Genomic DNA, 17,509 nt, shown 5'->3' with positions numbered 1-17,509 from the left:
GTTGGAGGTAGATGCGTGATGTTTTCGTTGGTGCAAAAACTCTTTCCACTCTCCTTAGTTATCCCGTTATTACTCAGTGGCTGTAGTTCTAATCCTGACACCGTCAGGCGGAGCGGGGAATACAGTTTCTACGACTCAACCCAACGTTTCATTGCTCTCACCGATACCCGCCGAAACGGGGCTGTTGTCGATAAAGGCGTGTTCTACCCTAAGAACACATTTGCCTATACATATCGCTATTGCTCAACAAGCCCTAAACAGGCTGCCAATGATATAGCTGAGTACCAAACATTAGCCAAACGGGTCTGTGATACCAACGGAGGCCAACTCATTGATCAAGATAGTGGCAGCTGGTGTGTCAGCGCAGCCAATACCCCCAACGAGATGCCGCTGTTCTCCGCTAAAATTACCAGCACAGCGCTTTGGGCGGATTTATGTTTAGATGGTCCCTTTGTTACTCTACGGTTGAATGAAAATACCCAAGTCAACCAGAACCAATGGTACGAAAGTGCACAGGTCCTTGGTTATGAACCCTATTCACCACTGCGTCAATTAGCACCGACAAGTGCCACCATGCATGCGATTAACCAACCGGCTTCACCAACAACAGCGCCATGGGGTGAAGAAAGCAAGTATATCTATTCCAGTGTTGGAGCAACGGTCTGCTTATATGATCACCCGCATCAAACCAATCTTGGTCATACCTATCGCGGACAAGTCTTTAGTGTGAACAATGGCTTGGTTAAAGTATCAGTACAAGACAAATTCAAGGGCGATATCAGAACCGCCCCCGCATTAGAGAGAGTTAGCTGGCACCGTAGCTCTTACATTACAGCTCCTGCTAACTCGTGGTTCGTTTGCTCATAACTTATTCCCTCTCCTAAGGGAGAGTGTTCACTCTCCCTTGTATTTTCCTGTGTGACAACTAATCATGAAATAAGGCACAAGTTGTTAAGCGGATAATACCCTCACAGCGATCATAAAAATCACTCTCTTTGCTGACTTTCACATCATTCTCTTTTTTTGCGGTATATACTTTACTTGCTGATCAGGAGGCTGAGTATGTTTGAACGGACACAATTCCTTACTTTAAATGATCACCCAGAGCTAGATTTAGAAAAATGGCAAAAAACCGTCGATTTAATTTCGCAGCTCTTTGACTGCAGCTGCGGTGCTATTGTTCAGTTGCGTAATGATGAATTCTTTACTGTACGAACAAGCCGAGGAAAGGATAATTTTCTCAAGCCCTGTGATGCCTGGCCTTATGAAATGAATAGCTTCTGTCGGCATGTCATTGAAAAAGGCGCCCCTCTTTACGTCGCCGATCCCGCTAACCACCCAACATGGCGCCAAATCCCCTTTGTAAAAGAAGGACCTATTCGTTCCTATTTTGGTATGCCGCTTTACTGGCCTGACAACACCGTGTTTGGCACTATCTGCGCCATTGACACAAAGCCAAGTCAGTATAATGACACCCTCTTTCAGCTTCTCGAACAACTTAAAGAGCTCATTACAGCTGATCTCAAACTCATCGATGCCTATGAACAAGTTAGAAAACTGGCGATTACCGATGAACTAACAGGTGTCTATAACCGACGTGGGCTCTCTGTGTTGGCGCACAAAATCATGCGCAAATCCCACTCCCCCTGTACCCAAACAAGTACAGTGGGATTGCAACAAAAGATCAAATCTATTGCCATCGCCTATTTCGATTCAGATAACCTGAAACAGATAAATAACCAACTCGGTCATGAGTGTGGCGATATTGCGATCCAAACGCTGGCAACGGAAATTAAAAAAGTCACCCGTGCCAGTGATATTGTCGCTCGGGTCGGTGGCGATGAGTTTATAGTGCTAACTCAAGACACCAACGAGTCAGATCTCAATGCACGCTGCCAGCAAATTGAGGCTAACTATCAAGTGACCCTGGCCAAGCACAAAGCCTTTGCAGGTTATCCCCATAACTTCAGTGTCAGCTATGGTTGTATGAGCGTGAAGGAAAACGAAAGTTTAGATCTCACTGAATTGTATATTCAAACCGATAAGCGTATGTATGCCAATAAAATGAGTAAAAGAAGCGGCTAAATATCAAGGCGGATAACATTAGTCCAGTAACTGTTACCCGCTGACCAACAACCTTTCTTTAGTTAGGCTTTAGTTGTACTTTACGTAGAGCATTTTACGCAGACTATCGCAACGACGGCTATCTAAACGATCACCTAAGTAGTCACCATCCTCCGCGGATTTTTTCATGATCAATGCTTTTGCTCGGTCACTATCAGGCAGCTTTTTATATTCATCGTAAGTGTGAATCTTGAGGATTTTATATTTTGAATGCTGACTTGATTTCGCGACATTCTCATAGCAATACATCATTGCGCCTGCATTAGCCCCCACTTTGGCAGCATCAGAAACCGCGTAAACATTACTTGTCATTAGCATCAAAGTACATGCAACAGCAACAGCCTTCATTTTTTCCATTGTATCTCCGTAGAATATCCATTGGCACCCAAGCCAGAAACATTTTCGCAACCAGCGAATTAACGTCAAAATAGCAAACACCAAACGGTAGTAATTACCATATGGCGACAGTCGGAGGTAATAATGGAGAGTTTTTAAATGTGGCAGAGACGCTCTGGGTACGCTGGATTTGATTCCAATCCCTATGTACTTAATTTAACGCATACAAAAAAGCCGCTGATTTCTCAGCGGCTTCTTCTAATTTGGCGGAGTGCTCAGGGTGTGGCGGATTTGAACCAAATATTCCAGATATAAAAAAGGGCCTGCATTACTGCAAGCCCTTAGAATTTGGCGGAGTGCTCAGGGTGTGGCGGATTTGAACCAAATATTCCAGATATAAAAAAGGGCCTGCATTACTGCAAGCCCTTAGAATTTGGCGGAGAGATAGGGATTTGAACCCTAGATACGCTACAAACGTATGCCGGTTTTCAAGACCGGTGCTTTCAACCACTCAGCCATCTCTCCTTTGTGCGGCGTATAGTAATGTAGGACTTTCTTATTGTAAAGCCTCTTTAGTTCAACTGCTCAGAGTATATACAGCTCTATTGATTATCTGACTCACTAAACGCCTAAACCATCAACTAACCAATCGAACAAAGACCATCCATTCATAAAATATATCACTCCGTGAACCAAGCTCACAAAACCCCAGTGGATCAAAGGACTAATTCCATTACCATTAATTTAGTGCTCATATGCAACCAATAACCACAATGCAAATGTAGCATTCTCCCGATACTCACAATTACCAATAAAAATATTAAAGCCAGAAGAACCCACTCATCTTTCTTTGATAAAGGAATTATCCATGAGGAAAAAGCTCAGTTATCTCGCCCTTGGGGCATGGGCACTAAGCTGTTCATCAGCCCTTGCCGATCCACTTGCACTTGAATTGGAACACCTAGCCAACCAGGCAAATCAAGCATTGAGCGATGTCTATGCCGCTTCAGAGAGTGCCGGTATCACAGAGCTGGGGGACTGCTCTTACAGCTGTGGCGGACACCCAAATTGGGATGCCACAGCCGGATACTATTTCGTCGATGTCAATGGTGTTAAAGTCTATGTACGATATGGCGCTCCCGTTCGCTTCTCTACCAGTATCTACCGCAATGAAGGGGGCCAAACAGATTTCTTCAGCCAGCTTGCTGGCATCAATATCGATAATTACCATACCGGTGTCACTCGACAGGATAAATGGCCTGATTTCTTCGTCGATAAAAGCCTCCCCTCAGACTTTACCGAGCAAGCGCAAAATTCACATAGCGGTTGTTTCTTAGCGTACCAGCCGGTTAATAGTTACGCTCCTCAGGCCAGTTTCTACGCTGAAACCTCGGGTTGCCCCGACCCTATAGACGCTGCAATTGAATCAGGAAACGCATTACTGATCCCTGATAGGGATTCAGTGTTACAAGCGGTCCTGAACGTCATTGACGCTAACCGAATGCAGTACCAAAATGCAAAAAATACTATTTTCAATCTCTCGGCTAATGGCATTGCTAAAGAAGATGGCAGTAGCTTAACGAACCTTTCATGGGACCCGACACATGATGCGAGTACGTTTGTTACCACCTATGGCGTTAATGAGGCCATCCTGTACACCAATGATGTCTATGTGTCAGGAAATACGGTTCATGAAAAAGCCATCGGTGTGATTGGGGAAACAGCGGATAGTCGTTACCTCGTACTGGGTTCTAACCCAATGCGTACTTGGCAGCGTGGCTTTGAGACCAATGAGCAAACACTCGCCTTCCTTGAAAACAGTATTCAGTGGTTAACGGGTAAAACGCAAAGTGACATACTCACCAACGGCCTAAACGTCGTGATTGCACAAATGGAAAATGGGTATTACTTTCCTGATGAAAGTGCAACGCGAAACTGGCTCGATCACCGCTTCCCAAATAAGATCACTTACAACCCCGCTAGAAGCTGTAACGGTGATGTGTTAGCAAGCTGTATTACCTCGCAGACTGATTTACTGATCATCTCCCAATACCTTCGCAATGGCGAGGACGCAGAAGCTATTGCAGAACAAGTCAGTTTGGCACAAGCGCAGGGTATTCCAGTCATGTACCTTCACCATGATGGCAACCAGACGGCTTTGGGCAAACACTTATTCCAGCATTTCAATGTCAGTTATGAATGGGATAACTATTGGAAAAAATTAGGGCTTAAGGGTTATGACATCACATCCCGTAAGGGGTTATTACCAACCGATGTCGAGCAAGTCAAAACCATGGTCACGCACTTTCTGAACTTGAGCTTTAGTACCGACTTAAGCCAATGTAATTCAAGCTGTTCAAATATAGACAGCTTCAAGGATGAATTTCAAGAAGCCGCTACCCATATCCGAAACATGGCCAACAAGTTCGACAGCAACAAAGTCGACTTATTCAAACAAGAAGGATTTAAGTACCAGAAGCTTCTGATTTTACTTGCCGACTATTTCCGCCAGTCCGTTTCATTTCCGATGAATATGGCTTCGACCGATACAACGACGTTTATGGCGTCTTATTTTGCCGATCACGTCCAATACAACTACCGTGAGATTAACCCCGCACAGCCTGATTTAGGCAACTTTAGCCGAGGGGACTTTAGCCACATCACACCAAGCGGAAGAACAGTCACACTCACCAGTAAGGCACACTTCCAATCAGCAGGGGTTTACGCATTACCCGGCCAAACGTTCGAAGTGACCAGGCTGGATACCAATGCTGCGGCGAGCACCACCGTCTTTATTAACGCCTTGCGCTCATCCGCTTCCAAACCTTTTTCCACCAGTGGCTACAAGCGTCCGAAGTACCTGCAATCGGTTAAGATTGCTCTTCATCCAGGCGAAACACTCAAGGTGACTTCCCCCTATGGTGGACCGGTACAGATTGGTTTCAGTGGTGAAGCCGGACTTCCCGTCACCCTCGCTTTCAACCAAATTGGCCGTCATCCTCATTGGCGTAGTAGCGAAGACAACGACAGCTTTGCCCTGGCCATCGAGCAAGGTGGTTTTGACTGGGCTGAAGTGGCGACGCCATATTTTGAGGTGCATTCAACCTTATCGAAAATGCACTCCACTTTATCGAATGCCAACTGGTCTACAGCCGAGGACTTAGCGAACGCTACCGATGCTTATATGCATGATTTCCCACACCTTCTCGCTGGATTCAAAGGTGATGGTATTACTGAAATTCCGGAGATTCATGATTTTGCAGCCCAGCAGGGTTGGACGATAGACAGCCATACTATTGTGAAGCATATGAATGCGGATCAGCCAACCTGTGGTTATGGGTGCTCAGGCAACCCATATGATGCAGGCTGGGCCTTCAGCCCAACAGGTCACGGTGACATCCATGAACTAGGCCACGGTTTAGAAAAGGGACGTTTCCGTTTTAGTGGCTGGGAAGGACATGCCAGTACCAACCCGTATTCCTACTATTCGAAATCCCAATTTTTCAAGCAAACAGGAGAAGCACCAAGTTGTCAGAAACTCCCCTTTGAATCCATGTATGAAACACTCCAAGCAGCACAAAGCCAGCCTGATCCCTTTACATATATGCAGCAGGCCAACTTAACAAAATGGAGTCATGGTGTTGCGATTTATGTCCAGATGATGATGGCAGCGCAGAGCCAAGGGGTGCTTCAAGATGGCTGGCACCTGCTCGCGCGCCTGCACATCTTAGAACGTGAATTTAACCGAGCCAAAAAGAATGAACCCGAATGGTTACTCAATAGGGATAACTTAGGATTTGGCCAGTATTCTTATGATGAAATAAAGTCCATCAGCAATAACGACTGGCTTGCCGTTGCTATCTCTTATGTCACCCGCCTAGACTATGGTGACTATCTATATATGTGGGGAATTTCTGTCTCTGAAAAGGCTCGACTTCAATTAGCAGGACACGACTTTGCCGATGTCACCCTTCAGTACTATCAAGCCGATGGTAATGACTACTGCTATGGCCTAGACAAGCCAGCGTTACCCATCAATGGCACTATGCGGTGGTCTGGTATCGATCCAGGTGAAGGAACTGATATTGCTCTTGGTAAGCCAGTAACCATCTCTAGTTATTACGATGAAAGTCGCTTCCCGGCAAGCTATGCCGTAGATGGCAAGTCTTCGACATTCGTCCATTCACAGCGTGGAAGCTCGGAATGGTTGGAAATTGATCTCGAAGAAGGTTTTCAAATTAGTGCGCTGATACTGACCAATCGTGGTGATTGTTGCCAGTCTCGTACCGAAAATATAACGCTTACTTTGCTCGATGACGCCAGAAATATCCTGTGGTCTTCAGGCCCATTAGGCATTCAAGACGAGTGGTTATTTAATGCCCAACAGGGTTTACCTAATTCGCTAGTTCGTTATATCCGACTGGAATCTAACAACCAATATATTAATATCAGCGGTCTTATGGCTTACAGCCAACAATAACCTAAAAACCGCCGCAATCTAACGATCGCGGCGGTTTACTTATCTCTATCTCATCAAGCTAGCGTATCAAGCTACCGCATCCCTAACTCTTCGATACACGGTTACCAAAAACAATACCGCCGCCCCACTGAGTAAACCAATGGCGGCATTCACGAATGCCGGAAGCATCAAGGCTCCACCCGGTACGACGGAGGCTTGCTGAACTAGGTGGTCGATCAATATATGGGAGTGCGGCATGCTGTGTACGACGATACCGCCACCCACCAAGAACATCGCGATGGTGCCGACGATAGCGAGAAACTTCATCAGGTATGGTGCCGCCTTGATCAAGCTCTCGCCAAACCCTCGTTTCAAAGTACCCGGCTCGCTGGTTCGGGCAAGGTACAAGCCCGCGTCGTCCAGCTTTACGATCCCGGCCACAAGGCCATAAACCCCAATGGTCATCAACAAGGCGATGACACTGACCACCAGCACTTGGGTCAGCATGGCGGATTCTTGCACCGTACCTAGCGCAATGACAATAATTTCAGCCGACAAGATAAAGTCGGTTCGAATTGCCCCTTGGATTTTCGTTTTTTCAAACTCAACCAAATCTTCAGCAGCATCCATCAACTCCAGTTCATCGCTATCCTTTGGCCCCACAGGGTGAAGCATCTTCTCTACAACTTTCTCGAACCCTTCAAAGCAAAGGAACAAGCCTCCGAGCAACAACATCGGGGTAATTAACCAAGGGGCAAATGCACTGATCAACAATGCTGCCGGTACCAAGATCAGCTTATTACGAAAAGATCCCTTGGCGACAGCCCACACCACGGGAATTTCTCGCTCTGCACGCACACCAGACACCTGCTGGGCATTTAACGCCAAGTCATCCCCCAGTACCCCTGCCGTTTTGCGGGCAGCTACTTTGCTCATTACCGCAACATCATCGAGTACGGTGGCTATATCATCTAGCAGGGTTAATAAACTTGCTCCGGCCACTAAGCACCTCTTTTATCTTTATTATCATGATAATGCGATTGTTGATTTAGATTCACTAGATCGAAAAATCGCAGCCTTGCCTCTATCGCCCCAATCATTCTCGCAGAACCAAGCACCTTGACGTGCTTGGGTATAACTGTAGTGAATATTTATAGATTCTAGCCACCGCAAAGCCGCATTAAAGGGACGGCATCCATTCAAGATTATCACTGAAGAGCTCGCGGCATTGGGGAGCCCTCGCTAGAATGTAACAATATATTACCATTAATCAGCCACTTGGTAATACTCTGGTAATGATGGAGGAAGTGATTGCCAAGCTTCCCTCTCCAGCATCTTTTCATAGCTGTATTCAAAGAGTCCTGTCATGAACTCATCACTGTAGGGCGACGCCTCTTGCGGAGGCTGAAAGTCCTCATCGATATAAGCCAAGTTAAATTTCATACCTTGTTGACGGGCATTGTGGTAGATATGTTCGACATCTCCTATGCCTTGATTAAGCATAAGAGTACTGATTGCCCTTTCGCTGATATGGCTTAATCGATGAGAGACCGGCTGGAACTCCGATTTCAAACTACCATTGCGGATCACATAGAGATTTTGTTCAACCCCTACATCACGCAGATCGACCCATGACGGGGCAAAAAAGACTTGGCGCACCACCCCACCATCAACATGCAGTTCATCGAACTGTTGACCACCGAGTTCAAACAGTATTTTCCTTGCCGGAAATGCCCCGGGTATAGAACTGCTGGCAATAATCAGCTCCTGAATAAGTGCTGTCGCTTGCGGAGTACCATGTTCGGCTATCCGGCTGATATTCCACAAGGCAAGACGTTGATTATCAATGTTTGTCGTTCCTATAATCAAGTTCCGCCCACTCCGACTCTGGTTGGCAATTTCAGTAACTAAATCGTCATTCACAATCTGGCGGACTTTTTTCTCAAATGGCGAAGTATCAAGAATCGACTGATGCCTAACGAGGGAGAATATATTTCTATAGCTAAATAGATCGTTAAAGTCTGTCTCAGTATATAGTTCAGTCAGCACATCATCGTATTCACTGCCGAGAAAGGCAAACACAGAGACGATTGCCCCTGTCGAAATACCCGTTACGATATCAAACGTTGGCCTGTCGCCTTGTTCTGTCCAAGCCGTTAAAATACCTGCTGAGAATGCGCCATTGAACCCGCCGCCAGACAACGCTAAATAATTAAGGCTTTGCTTTCCTTGATGCTCCTCAATCCAAATGTCAGTGTTAGTTTGGATCATGGTATTTAACCCTTCAGGATTAAATTCATCCCACATCCGAATCTCTTCAAAAGATAAGGGCATCATGGTATAGGTTAGAGGATCAGCACTGCGCTCCGTGCTGCTGCAGGCGGAGAGAAAGATAACTAACAACAAGTATTTCCAGCGCCGAACCATACTATCTCCAAAAGATTGCATCCAGTTGCATTGAGATATGTATTGTATGGGGACTGGCTGTCAGGTGACTGAATAAAACCGTCAAAGCTGTTATTTGGGGCTTTTTTGCCGATAAGGCTAAACAATTGAAGCCTCATGTTACATAGCGAGGCTCCATTGAAATGAATGGTTAATGAGTATCAAGATAGGCACCCGCTAAGCGAGTTCGTTATAACTTAAGTTAGCAAGCCCATTGCTTGTATCCATCAAAGATACCATTACGACAATACGATATTCCTAGCTGTTCCAGCTCAATCAAATGGTTATTCAATTTACGTAAGAATTGATACCACTGGCGTGATTCAGACCATGTGACTTCTGCAGCGGCGAACAGTCTTGGGTAAAGTAAATAGTCAAGCGTGTGCTCATCCACCACGGTTTCAGACCACAATGCCACTTGCACACCCAATACTTTATCTTGCTTATCGGCAGGAATATTAGCGAGCGGATCGTAATGATAGACCTTTTCGAGCGGCAGTATTGCAGCCCAATCAAGGCCTGGTTCATCAACACAATGACTTTGTACCATATCAAGATATAGGAATTGCCCCGGCTGAAGCACAACGTCGTGGCCTTTTCCAATACACTCCAGCGCCGCCTTTTCACTTTGCCATGAAAAGATCACCGTCTCTGTGCTGACTTTCTCACCATGAACAACCTCTTCCCAACCCAGCATCCGACGCCCTTTTTGCTCCAAGTATTGCTCAGCAAAGCGTAACAGATGCCCCTGTAACTCTTTCGGGTCGGTATATCCCAACTGAGCCATGAGCTGCTGGCAACTCGGACTTCGGCTCCATACGCCCTCAGGTACTTCATCAGCCCCAACATGTATATAGGGTGCGGGAAAGAGTTCACACACTTCATCCAACACAGTACGAAGGAAGGTGTAGGTTCCGTCCAGTCCGGGTGACAACACATTATCGTTAAAATGCTGAACACTGATATATTGTGACTCATCTTGGGCGTCATACAGCAGTTCTGGCAGGGCTTTAATGGCCGCACGCGAATGACCTGGAATATCTATTTCAGGTATCACGGTGATACCACGCGCCGAGGCATATGCGACTACCTCTCGGATATCTTGCTGAGAATAAAAACCACCATAGCGTTCAGTTAAATGACTAAATTGCGCTGGCAGCTGCTCATTTGGCCCTCGCCATGCCCCTATTTCGGTTAACGCCGGATAAGCATTAATTTCAATGCGCCAACCTTCATCATCAGTCAGGTGCCAGTGGAATACATTAAACTTGAGTCTCGCCAGCTGATTAATAATTTGCTTAACTTTGCTAACTGAATGGAAGTGACGGACACAATCAAGCATCATCCCGCGATAGCCGAGGCGTGGCTTATCTTGGATCGTGAGACAAGGCAACACGAATAGCATGCTATTGTCAGACTGTAGCGGGATCAACTGCAGCAAACTGGCAACAGCCGAGAAGAAACCACACTCTTCACTGGCTTGTATCTGAATATGATCCGTTTTGACATCAAGACGATAACTTCCCTCTCTGCACTGGCTGTCCATCTGAAAACTAATCAATCCACTGCGACTAAACTCATGGTGTTCAGTAAAGGTAAGATGATGGCGCTGTACCAACTCGTCCGCAAACCATTGCAGCGCTGCTTGCGCAAGCGGGGTGCCACATTGGGTCTGACACCGGCTATCTAATGTGAAAGAGCCCGATTGCACCATCAGCTGAGCTGGCTGAGGTGTAATAGCAATAACCGTTGATTTTACAAGACTTCTATCGGTGCTCGCATCGCGGAACGGCATACGGTCACGGATCTGCAATGGCGCAACCTCAACCTTATGCATGGCATATTGACTAACTGCGACCGCTTCAGTGATACCGTGACCTTGCAGCGTAATATGTGGAAGGGTAACCTCAAACTCGGTGTAGAAATGCTGCCCGGGTGCAAGCACTCGGGCTGACTCAGGGGGAGTAAGTCGGCAAAGACTACCGACCTGTTTAAGGCTACCGCATGTTAGGGAGTTAGCAGCAAGGCGGCGAATACAGCTAAACGCTAGGTGCCAATCATCTAGGATGCTGTCACTTTGATTGCTCAGGGTGACAGACAAACGGCTGCCCGCTTCACCATTGGCAATCAAATGGTGTTCTAAATGTAGACGCATTCCAATGTCTCTTTCACTAATAATCAGAATAACAAATAGAGGGGCAGGCAAGGCCTGCCCCTCATAGGGGGACCTACTTCAATACCTTACTTAAAGATAAAGCTACGGATCTGTTTGGGCTTAAATCGCCCAAGTCCGAGTTGGCCATTGAAAGATTGTGCGTCGGCAATAGGTTGCTCCAACAGGTTAACTTCTGTCACTGAAGTCTCAGCAGTCGGTACCTTTAAATGGCCAGCCACAGTAACAGTTTCGCTACTTGGGTTGTAGAGACGAACAAGTGTTCCGTCACCCTCTTCCGTAGGTTTTATTGCACTCACCACGAGATCCGTACTATCGAGTTCAATACCGGCACGATGATCCGCAACCTCTGTCGTCAGTGGGTGCATAACAAAATACTTCAGCGTATTGGTAAACTGGTTAAGCGATTGATTTTGATAAACCAATGGCTCAATTGCATACGCCTGCCACAGTGTCTGTACACGTGCTGGATTGAAGTTACCTTCAATTACCAAGGCACATTCACAATGTAATTCACCCTGCAACTGGCTATCCGGTGTCGGGATATACTTAAACTGCTGGCCTGAGGCAATACCAGGGCGACGGATCAAATCAGGCTTACCCAGCCAACCAACACTGCGGAATAAGGTCAGGGCAATTTGGTTATTTGCTCTGACTTCGTATTCCTTAATTCCTTTTGTCAATAAGGTAAGGCTGCAAGACTGATCATGGATGTTAACGAGGTGCAACATTGGATAAATCGGGCTAGGCTCTTCTTTCCATCCCTGCTCGCGCCAATCATGAAGACGCTCAGGCACATTGACACGCTCGACAACACCGAATGGGGTATCAGACCAGTTAGTGGTGGTTTCAAATGGCGTCGTGACGACCAGCTGTACACGGTGATCTTTAACTTGATTGTCGAAGTTTGCATCAATCGTCAATGGTAGAGCGGATTCATCGCCAGCGACTGCATGTTGCAAGCGAAGAGTCATGGTGTAAGTCATCGGTGCTGAGCATTGCTGCTTAGCACGCTCGGTCAGATCTTCAGGTAATAGCCAAACGCCATTGATCACCATTGACTCCGAAAAACCTTGCTTGACAACGTTTACTGTCGCCTGAGACCAATCGAGTTGAATCAACCAATCATTCTCTGGTGGCGAATAGTCATAGGTATCACCATCATCACCCATATCAATCAGGTTGATGCAGTCATTCCACGCTCGGTTTTGAACTTTATCCAGCAGTACAAACTGCCCTTGTTCAAAGCTTAAGCGATAACGGTCATTTTCAATCACGAGCTGATCTGAAGCGATAGCTGTCGTTTTAGCATCACCTTCACCCTCGACTAACTGCACGCTGGTATAGCCTGAAGCCGGTAACGGGTAATAGAACTCAACGTCACTTTGGTAGTAGTAGAGTGACGGATCATTTGTCGACTCATCACGCTGAATGCTTCCACGGTAAACGCGCTTCGAACAAAACACATCAACCTTGATCTCTTGCCCTTCCATATCCAACAGGATAAAGCTTGGTGCCGACGTCGAGATCGTCGTCTTGATCAGAGCATTTCGAGCATATGGCAGGGTATTAAACAGCGTCACCCGTCCATCTATACCGCCTTGCTCTGCGGTAGGCTGCGATTCGGCCAGCTTTCTAACCAAATAGTCCACGGCAGAGTCTGACGCCTGATCTGCTTCTTCAAAGCGCGACAAAATAATCTTATTGGTTTTATCTGTATTACAGCCACCTGCACTATCATGGGCATGGTTACGCAGAATGGTTTTCCAGATATTGTTCATCAGCGCCGGTTTGGTCTCAATACCTTCCGCGCCAGCCATCACCATCAACGGCTCCAACAGGTAAGAAAGACGTCGCTCTACCCTATCGTTTAGATACTTATGATCATAACGAGAAGAATAGATTGAGCGGTGAATTTTCGACACCTGGCCATCAATCAGCTCACCGCTAATTGTTGGTAAATGAAGGTTTTCAGCTTCGATATCCGCAAAGAGTTTGTCGTAACTACTTTCAATTAGCTGGTAGTCTTTGTTTGACGCATTGCTGATATCAAGGCGTGACTTGAGCTCCTTGTCAACAAAGCGTTGATCGCCACCCAGTGGAATAGCAATGTTCGCAGCCAATGAGCCATCTTCAGCCTGATGGCACAACGGCGTTGGATCATCGGAATACATAACATGTGAACCAACAAAGTAGCCGTTCTTAATGTTGTATCCCAAAACCTGGCTTCCATCTTCACTCTGCCAGTTAAACTCACGAGCTTGGCAAACATCAGTAGAAAGACCACGCCAGAAGACCGTTTTATCAATACCAACGCCTTGATAGATCTTTGGCATATCAATACTTTGACCAAACGCATCCGGCACATAGCCAATGGCCATCACAGGGCCTAACTCTTCAGCGAGGCGGATACCTGTTTGTAGGTTACGTACGATAGATTCACCGCTGATGATCAGCTGATCCGTTTGCGTATACCAAGGTCCAATCTTCAGCTTACCTTGCTGAACCAACGTACGAAGGCGTTCAAGTTGCTCAGGGCACTGTTTAAGGTAATCCTCAATAATGCTCAGTTGGCCATCCAGTAAATACGTGTCATTTTCGTCGTTTTCAAGCGCTGACATGACCTCGTCCATGTGATAAACCAGTTGAATCAAGGATTCGTGCGTTGAAAAATACCACTCATAATCCCAGTGGGTATGAGGAATAACGTGAAATACTTTCTTCATCATTCAATTCCTACTCACTCAGGCAATAGCAGCAGAAATAGTTAAATCCACTTCTTTACTGTCTTTTTGATTCAGCGTTTCCCTAAATTGGTCATTCATCATGCAACGAGTTAGCTTAGTCAAAATTTCCACGCTCTTTTCATCACCTTCGGCAGGAATGCTCAATGCCACAGCCGTTCTAACCGGTTCATCGTCCATAGTCTCCCACTCGATAGGATGGCTAAAACGCACCACAAATACACCCGCATTTTTCGCCGCTTTGGTTTTGCAGTGTGGGATCGCCATGCCATCTTTAAAACCGGTACTTGACTGGTTTTCACGCGCTTTCAGCCCTTTAGCATATTGTTTTTCCGAGGAAACATAGCCCAGTTTATGTGCTTCTTTAGCAATAAACGCAATCGCTTCAGCTTTCGACTTAGACGTGGTGTCCAACAATACGTGTTCAGGTTTGAAGACTTCTTTCGAGGCAACATCACCAAGATCCGATACCGTCGTGCTAGCACCATTATCTGAAGTGACAGGTTTTCGCCATAAACCAATGATGAGTGCTGTCAGTGTAATACCTGACATCGTACATAGGATCCAGGTGACAAACGGAATTGGCTGTTCGATATACCCCACGAACGTACCCAATGGAGAGCCGATACCACCGTAGAATTTAACATCGAAGAAGCCCACTAAACCGCCGGCCAATGCCGAACCCGCGACACTCGCGGTGATCATTTGTACTGGGTGAGCAGCCGCAAATGGAATTGCACCTTCCGTTACACCAACAATCCCCATACCGAATGCGGAGTCAGCAGAGACTTTCTCAGTCGCTGTAAACTTATTTTTGAACAACTTAGATGCAAGGAAAATACCCAGAGGAGCAACAGAGATAGCCGCCTGTGCCGCTGTGCCCGGTACAAAGTTGGCACCTTCAATACCGTATTTTGCAACCGTATCTGTCCATACCGCGGTACCAAAGATTAAAGCTGTTTTGTTAACTGGACCACCGAAGTCAAAACCAATCATCGCACCAATAATGGCACCGATAATAAAGGTTGAAGATGCATAGGTAGTTGTCATCCATGTCAGCCACTCATAAAGCGAGCTCATACCCGCAGCAATAGGGGTACCGATCATGTACTTAACAATAACGGTGATTAAAAAAGTGGCAATAAGAGGGATGATCATTATTGGTAGCAATGGCTTACAAATCTTCGGCCAAGGAACCATTTTCAGATATTTCACCATATAGCCGACTAAAAAAGCCACGAGAATAGCAGACAGGAAGCCGCCACCCGTATCGGTACCTAGAAAGCCAGCATCGTTAGCGATATATGCCCCAATCATTGCTGGTGCAATCGCAGGTTTAGATGCGATAGAGTTAGCAACAAAGCCGGCAAAAAGAGGGATCATCAACAAGAAGCCCACTTGACCCACTTTAAATAAGTGGAACATCAAGTCGCCCATAAACGTACTTTGATCAAAACCCCATGCCACTAGACGACCTAAGTCATCACGCTGAAAGGCAAAGACATTGGCAATTGCCAATAATAAACCTGCCGAGATAACCATTGGTACCATGTAAGAGATACCGCTCATCACGTGCTGGATAAAACCATTCTCAGATGTCTTACCCAAAGTGATATTACCCACTTCAGTACCTTTACCGCCAAAAACAGTGCCTTCTTTCATCGCGATGTCAACCAGCGCTTTGGCATCTTTCATCGCAACCTTTGGCCGGGTGACATAAATCTTCTTGCCTGCAAAGCGCGCTTTCTCAACCTCGACATCAGACGCGAGCACCACAACATCGGCATTAGCAATCTCTTCTTCAGTCAGCACGTTCTCTGGACCGATAGAACCATTGGTTTCAACTTTAATGTTGAAGCCATGCTCTTTACCAGCATCTTCCAACGCTCGGGCGGCCATGTAAGTGTGAGCGATTCCCGCGGCACACCCTGTTACCGCTACTACATTAATTGTCATTAATTGAAGCTCCATAAACCTTATTACGTCAATTCGGCCGCCATTATGTAAGTATTTTCAGGAATATTTTGAGATCAAAGCCACACTTCTCACTTTACTGTAAATTTTTTCATCAAATACGTGGCAAAATAGCTTCAGACACACAACAAACCGATAAAAAGCGCTAAAATAACGAAAAAATGAAAGTGGCGTGAAAAAATTTTCATTTAAGGAGTGTAAATTTTTTCACAATCGTTCAACCTTTTGCGCTAATCCCTTAAATAAAAAAGAAGACGCTGAGAATGAGCTTAAATTTACGTCCATCAACAACCACCAAACAGCAGAGCATCATTGAGAACGACCAACCTGATCCGCTCTCTCGCCATTTATCTCATCTTATTGAGCAACAAGGTGCTATCAGCACTGTCTATCTAGCAGCACCAGGCCAAAACCGTCCTGCTAAAGCATGGCAGCTTAACATGCCACGTATTGATATTGTGCTGACTGGAAGCATAGATCTGGTGTATTCCGTTAGCGAACACAAGAGTCTACAAAAACAGTTTTCAGCAGGCGATGTCTTATACATCCCCAGTATGGGTTGGAACCAACCGCTATGGAGAGAGCCCGTAACATTACTGAGCCTTAATATCGCCTCTCATAAGGTGGGGTTTAGCCTGTACAGCTGGGATGGAAGTAACTTTACAGAAAACCATAAACGAACATCTGTTCACCGTAATCAAGCGGTAGGTAATGGGCTCATTCAGGTCTTACAGACACTTGGATCAACCCACTCTAACAGCCATACAGCAAGCTTGGTGCTACGCTCGCTGCTTAGTCATTTTCTGGTCATGGAAAGAGCTCCAGAAAAGCTCCCAAGTCGACAGGAAGAGCTATTTCAAAAAATCACAAAGCACATAAACGAGCACTATAACCAAGCATTAAGCCGAGAAGAGGTTGCTAGGGAGTTCCATATTTCAGCCAACTACCTGTCGTATATATTCCAGCACCAGGGAAAAACCAGCTTCAAGGATTATCTTTGTCACAAGCGAATGGAAAATGCACAACGTTTACTGGGGGGTAACCATCATCGAATAAAACAAATATCTCAGCAGTGTGGTTTTTCCGATACGAACTATTTCTGCCGGCTTTTCAAACGAAAAACAGGACTGACGCCATCCCAGTTCAGAGCCGGAATAGCAGCATAACTATAAACTAAACAACACTAGGGTGTTTCGTTCAGTGAGAATGGTATGAAAATAGACAAGACGGCGGTTTGCAAACGTGTAGACGCCA

Annotated in this window: 10 protein-coding genes and 1 tRNA gene; 4 read left to right on the top strand and 7 right to left on the bottom strand. The window is 46.0% G+C overall.

Features of this window, described 5'->3' with window-relative positions; translation table 11 throughout:
• Window positions 1-18 precede the first annotated feature (18 nt).
• Together C9I99_RS11020 and C9I99_RS11015 are read left to right on the top strand one after the other, a co-directional pair.
• Entirely contained in the window at window positions 19-867 is an 849-nt protein-coding gene (locus tag C9I99_RS11020; protein WP_107348938.1) for a hypothetical protein, read from the top strand.
• A 195-nt stretch (window positions 868-1,062) separates the two neighbouring features.
• The gene (locus C9I99_RS11015; protein WP_107348937.1) at window positions 1,063-2,085 is read left to right on the top strand and encodes a sensor domain-containing diguanylate cyclase; all 1,023 of its coding nucleotides are present in this window, start codon (window positions 1,063-1,065) and stop codon (window positions 2,083-2,085) included.
• Between the two features lie 69 nt (window positions 2,086-2,154).
• Here the strand turns inward: C9I99_RS11015 and C9I99_RS11010 are convergent, their stop codons facing one another.
• On the bottom strand, window positions 2,155-2,481 hold the full coding sequence (locus C9I99_RS11010) for a hypothetical protein (protein ID WP_243734413.1): 327 nt from the start codon (window positions 2,479-2,481) through the stop codon (window positions 2,155-2,157).
• 413 nt (window positions 2,482-2,894) lie between these two features.
• Window positions 2,895-2,985 (bottom strand) — tRNA-Ser (locus C9I99_RS11005).
• A gap of 343 nt (window positions 2,986-3,328) precedes the next feature.
• On the opposite strand from C9I99_RS11005, the gene C9I99_RS11000 reads away from it, so the two are divergent.
• Window positions 3,329-6,940, top strand: coding sequence for an ImpA family metalloprotease (locus C9I99_RS11000; RefSeq protein WP_107348936.1), 3,612 nt, complete (start codon window positions 3,329-3,331; stop codon window positions 6,938-6,940).
• A 66-nt stretch (window positions 6,941-7,006) separates the two neighbouring features.
• On the opposite strand, the gene C9I99_RS10995 is transcribed toward C9I99_RS11000, so the two are convergent.
• The 5 genes from C9I99_RS10995 to C9I99_RS10975 form a co-directional block, all read right to left on the bottom strand.
• Window positions 7,007-7,921 carry a DUF808 domain-containing protein gene (locus C9I99_RS10995; protein ID WP_107348935.1) on the bottom strand — a complete coding sequence of 305 codons (915 nt, stop codon included), beginning with the start codon at window positions 7,919-7,921 and terminating at the stop codon, window positions 7,007-7,009.
• Between the two features lie 264 nt (window positions 7,922-8,185).
• Window positions 8,186-9,346 (bottom strand): patatin-like phospholipase family protein, encoded by a 1,161-nt coding sequence (locus C9I99_RS10990; protein ID WP_166645408.1) that lies wholly within the window; start codon window positions 9,344-9,346, stop codon window positions 8,186-8,188.
• Between the two features lie 220 nt (window positions 9,347-9,566).
• Window positions 9,567-11,519, bottom strand: a complete 1,953-nt coding sequence (locus C9I99_RS10985; RefSeq protein ID WP_107348933.1) for a beta-N-acetylhexosaminidase — start codon at window positions 11,517-11,519, stop codon at window positions 9,567-9,569.
• Window positions 11,520-11,605: 86 nt separating this feature from the next.
• Window positions 11,606-14,266 carry a glycoside hydrolase family 38 N-terminal domain-containing protein gene (locus C9I99_RS10980; protein ID WP_107348932.1) on the bottom strand — a complete coding sequence of 887 codons (2,661 nt, stop codon included), beginning with the start codon at window positions 14,264-14,266 and terminating at the stop codon, window positions 11,606-11,608.
• A gap of 15 nt (window positions 14,267-14,281) precedes the next feature.
• Window positions 14,282-16,237 (bottom strand): fructose-specific PTS transporter subunit EIIC, encoded by a 1,956-nt coding sequence (locus tag C9I99_RS10975; protein WP_107348931.1) that lies wholly within the window; start codon window positions 16,235-16,237, stop codon window positions 14,282-14,284.
• 281 nt (window positions 16,238-16,518) lie between these two features.
• Here C9I99_RS10975 and C9I99_RS10970 point away from each other — a divergent pair, with 281 nt between their 5' ends.
• Window positions 16,519-17,421: an AraC family transcriptional regulator gene (locus C9I99_RS10970; protein ID WP_107348930.1), complete on the top strand. Its 903-nt coding sequence runs from the start codon at window positions 16,519-16,521 to the stop codon at window positions 17,419-17,421.
• Window positions 17,422-17,509: the final 88 nt, after the last annotated feature.

Source organism: Photobacterium lutimaris (assembly GCF_003025555.1).
GTDB lineage: Bacteria > Pseudomonadota > Gammaproteobacteria > Enterobacterales > Vibrionaceae > Photobacterium > Photobacterium lutimaris.
The sequence above is the reverse complement of the archived record's forward strand: the minus strand, read 5'-3'. Positions and strand labels throughout refer to the sequence as shown.

What these genes read in the sequence shown, in the direction of transcription:
- C9I99_RS11020 (WP_107348938.1), top strand. Translation starts at nt 19, where the DNA reads ATGTTTTCGTTGGTGCAAAAACTCTTTCCACTCTCCTTAGTTATCCCG.
- C9I99_RS11015 (WP_107348937.1), top strand. Translation starts at nt 1,063, where the DNA reads ATGTTTGAACGGACACAATTCCTTACTTTAAATGATCACCCAGAGCTA.
- C9I99_RS11010 (WP_243734413.1), bottom strand. Translation starts at nt 2,481, where the DNA reads ATGGAAAAAATGAAGGCTGTTGCTGTTGCATGTACTTTGATGCTAATG.
- C9I99_RS11000 (WP_107348936.1), top strand. Translation starts at nt 3,329, where the DNA reads ATGAGGAAAAAGCTCAGTTATCTCGCCCTTGGGGCATGGGCACTAAGC.
- C9I99_RS10990 (WP_166645408.1), bottom strand. Translation starts at nt 9,346, where the DNA reads ATGGTTCGGCGCTGGAAATACTTGTTGTTAGTTATCTTTCTCTCCGCC.
- C9I99_RS10985 (WP_107348933.1), bottom strand. Translation starts at nt 11,519, where the DNA reads ATGCGTCTACATTTAGAACACCATTTGATTGCCAATGGTGAAGCGGGC.
- C9I99_RS10980 (WP_107348932.1), bottom strand. Translation starts at nt 14,266, where the DNA reads ATGATGAAGAAAGTATTTCACGTTATTCCTCATACCCACTGGGATTAT.
- C9I99_RS10975 (WP_107348931.1), bottom strand. Translation starts at nt 16,237, where the DNA reads ATGACAATTAATGTAGTAGCGGTAACAGGGTGTGCCGCGGGAATCGCT.
- C9I99_RS10970 (WP_107348930.1), top strand. Translation starts at nt 16,519, where the DNA reads ATGAGCTTAAATTTACGTCCATCAACAACCACCAAACAGCAGAGCATC.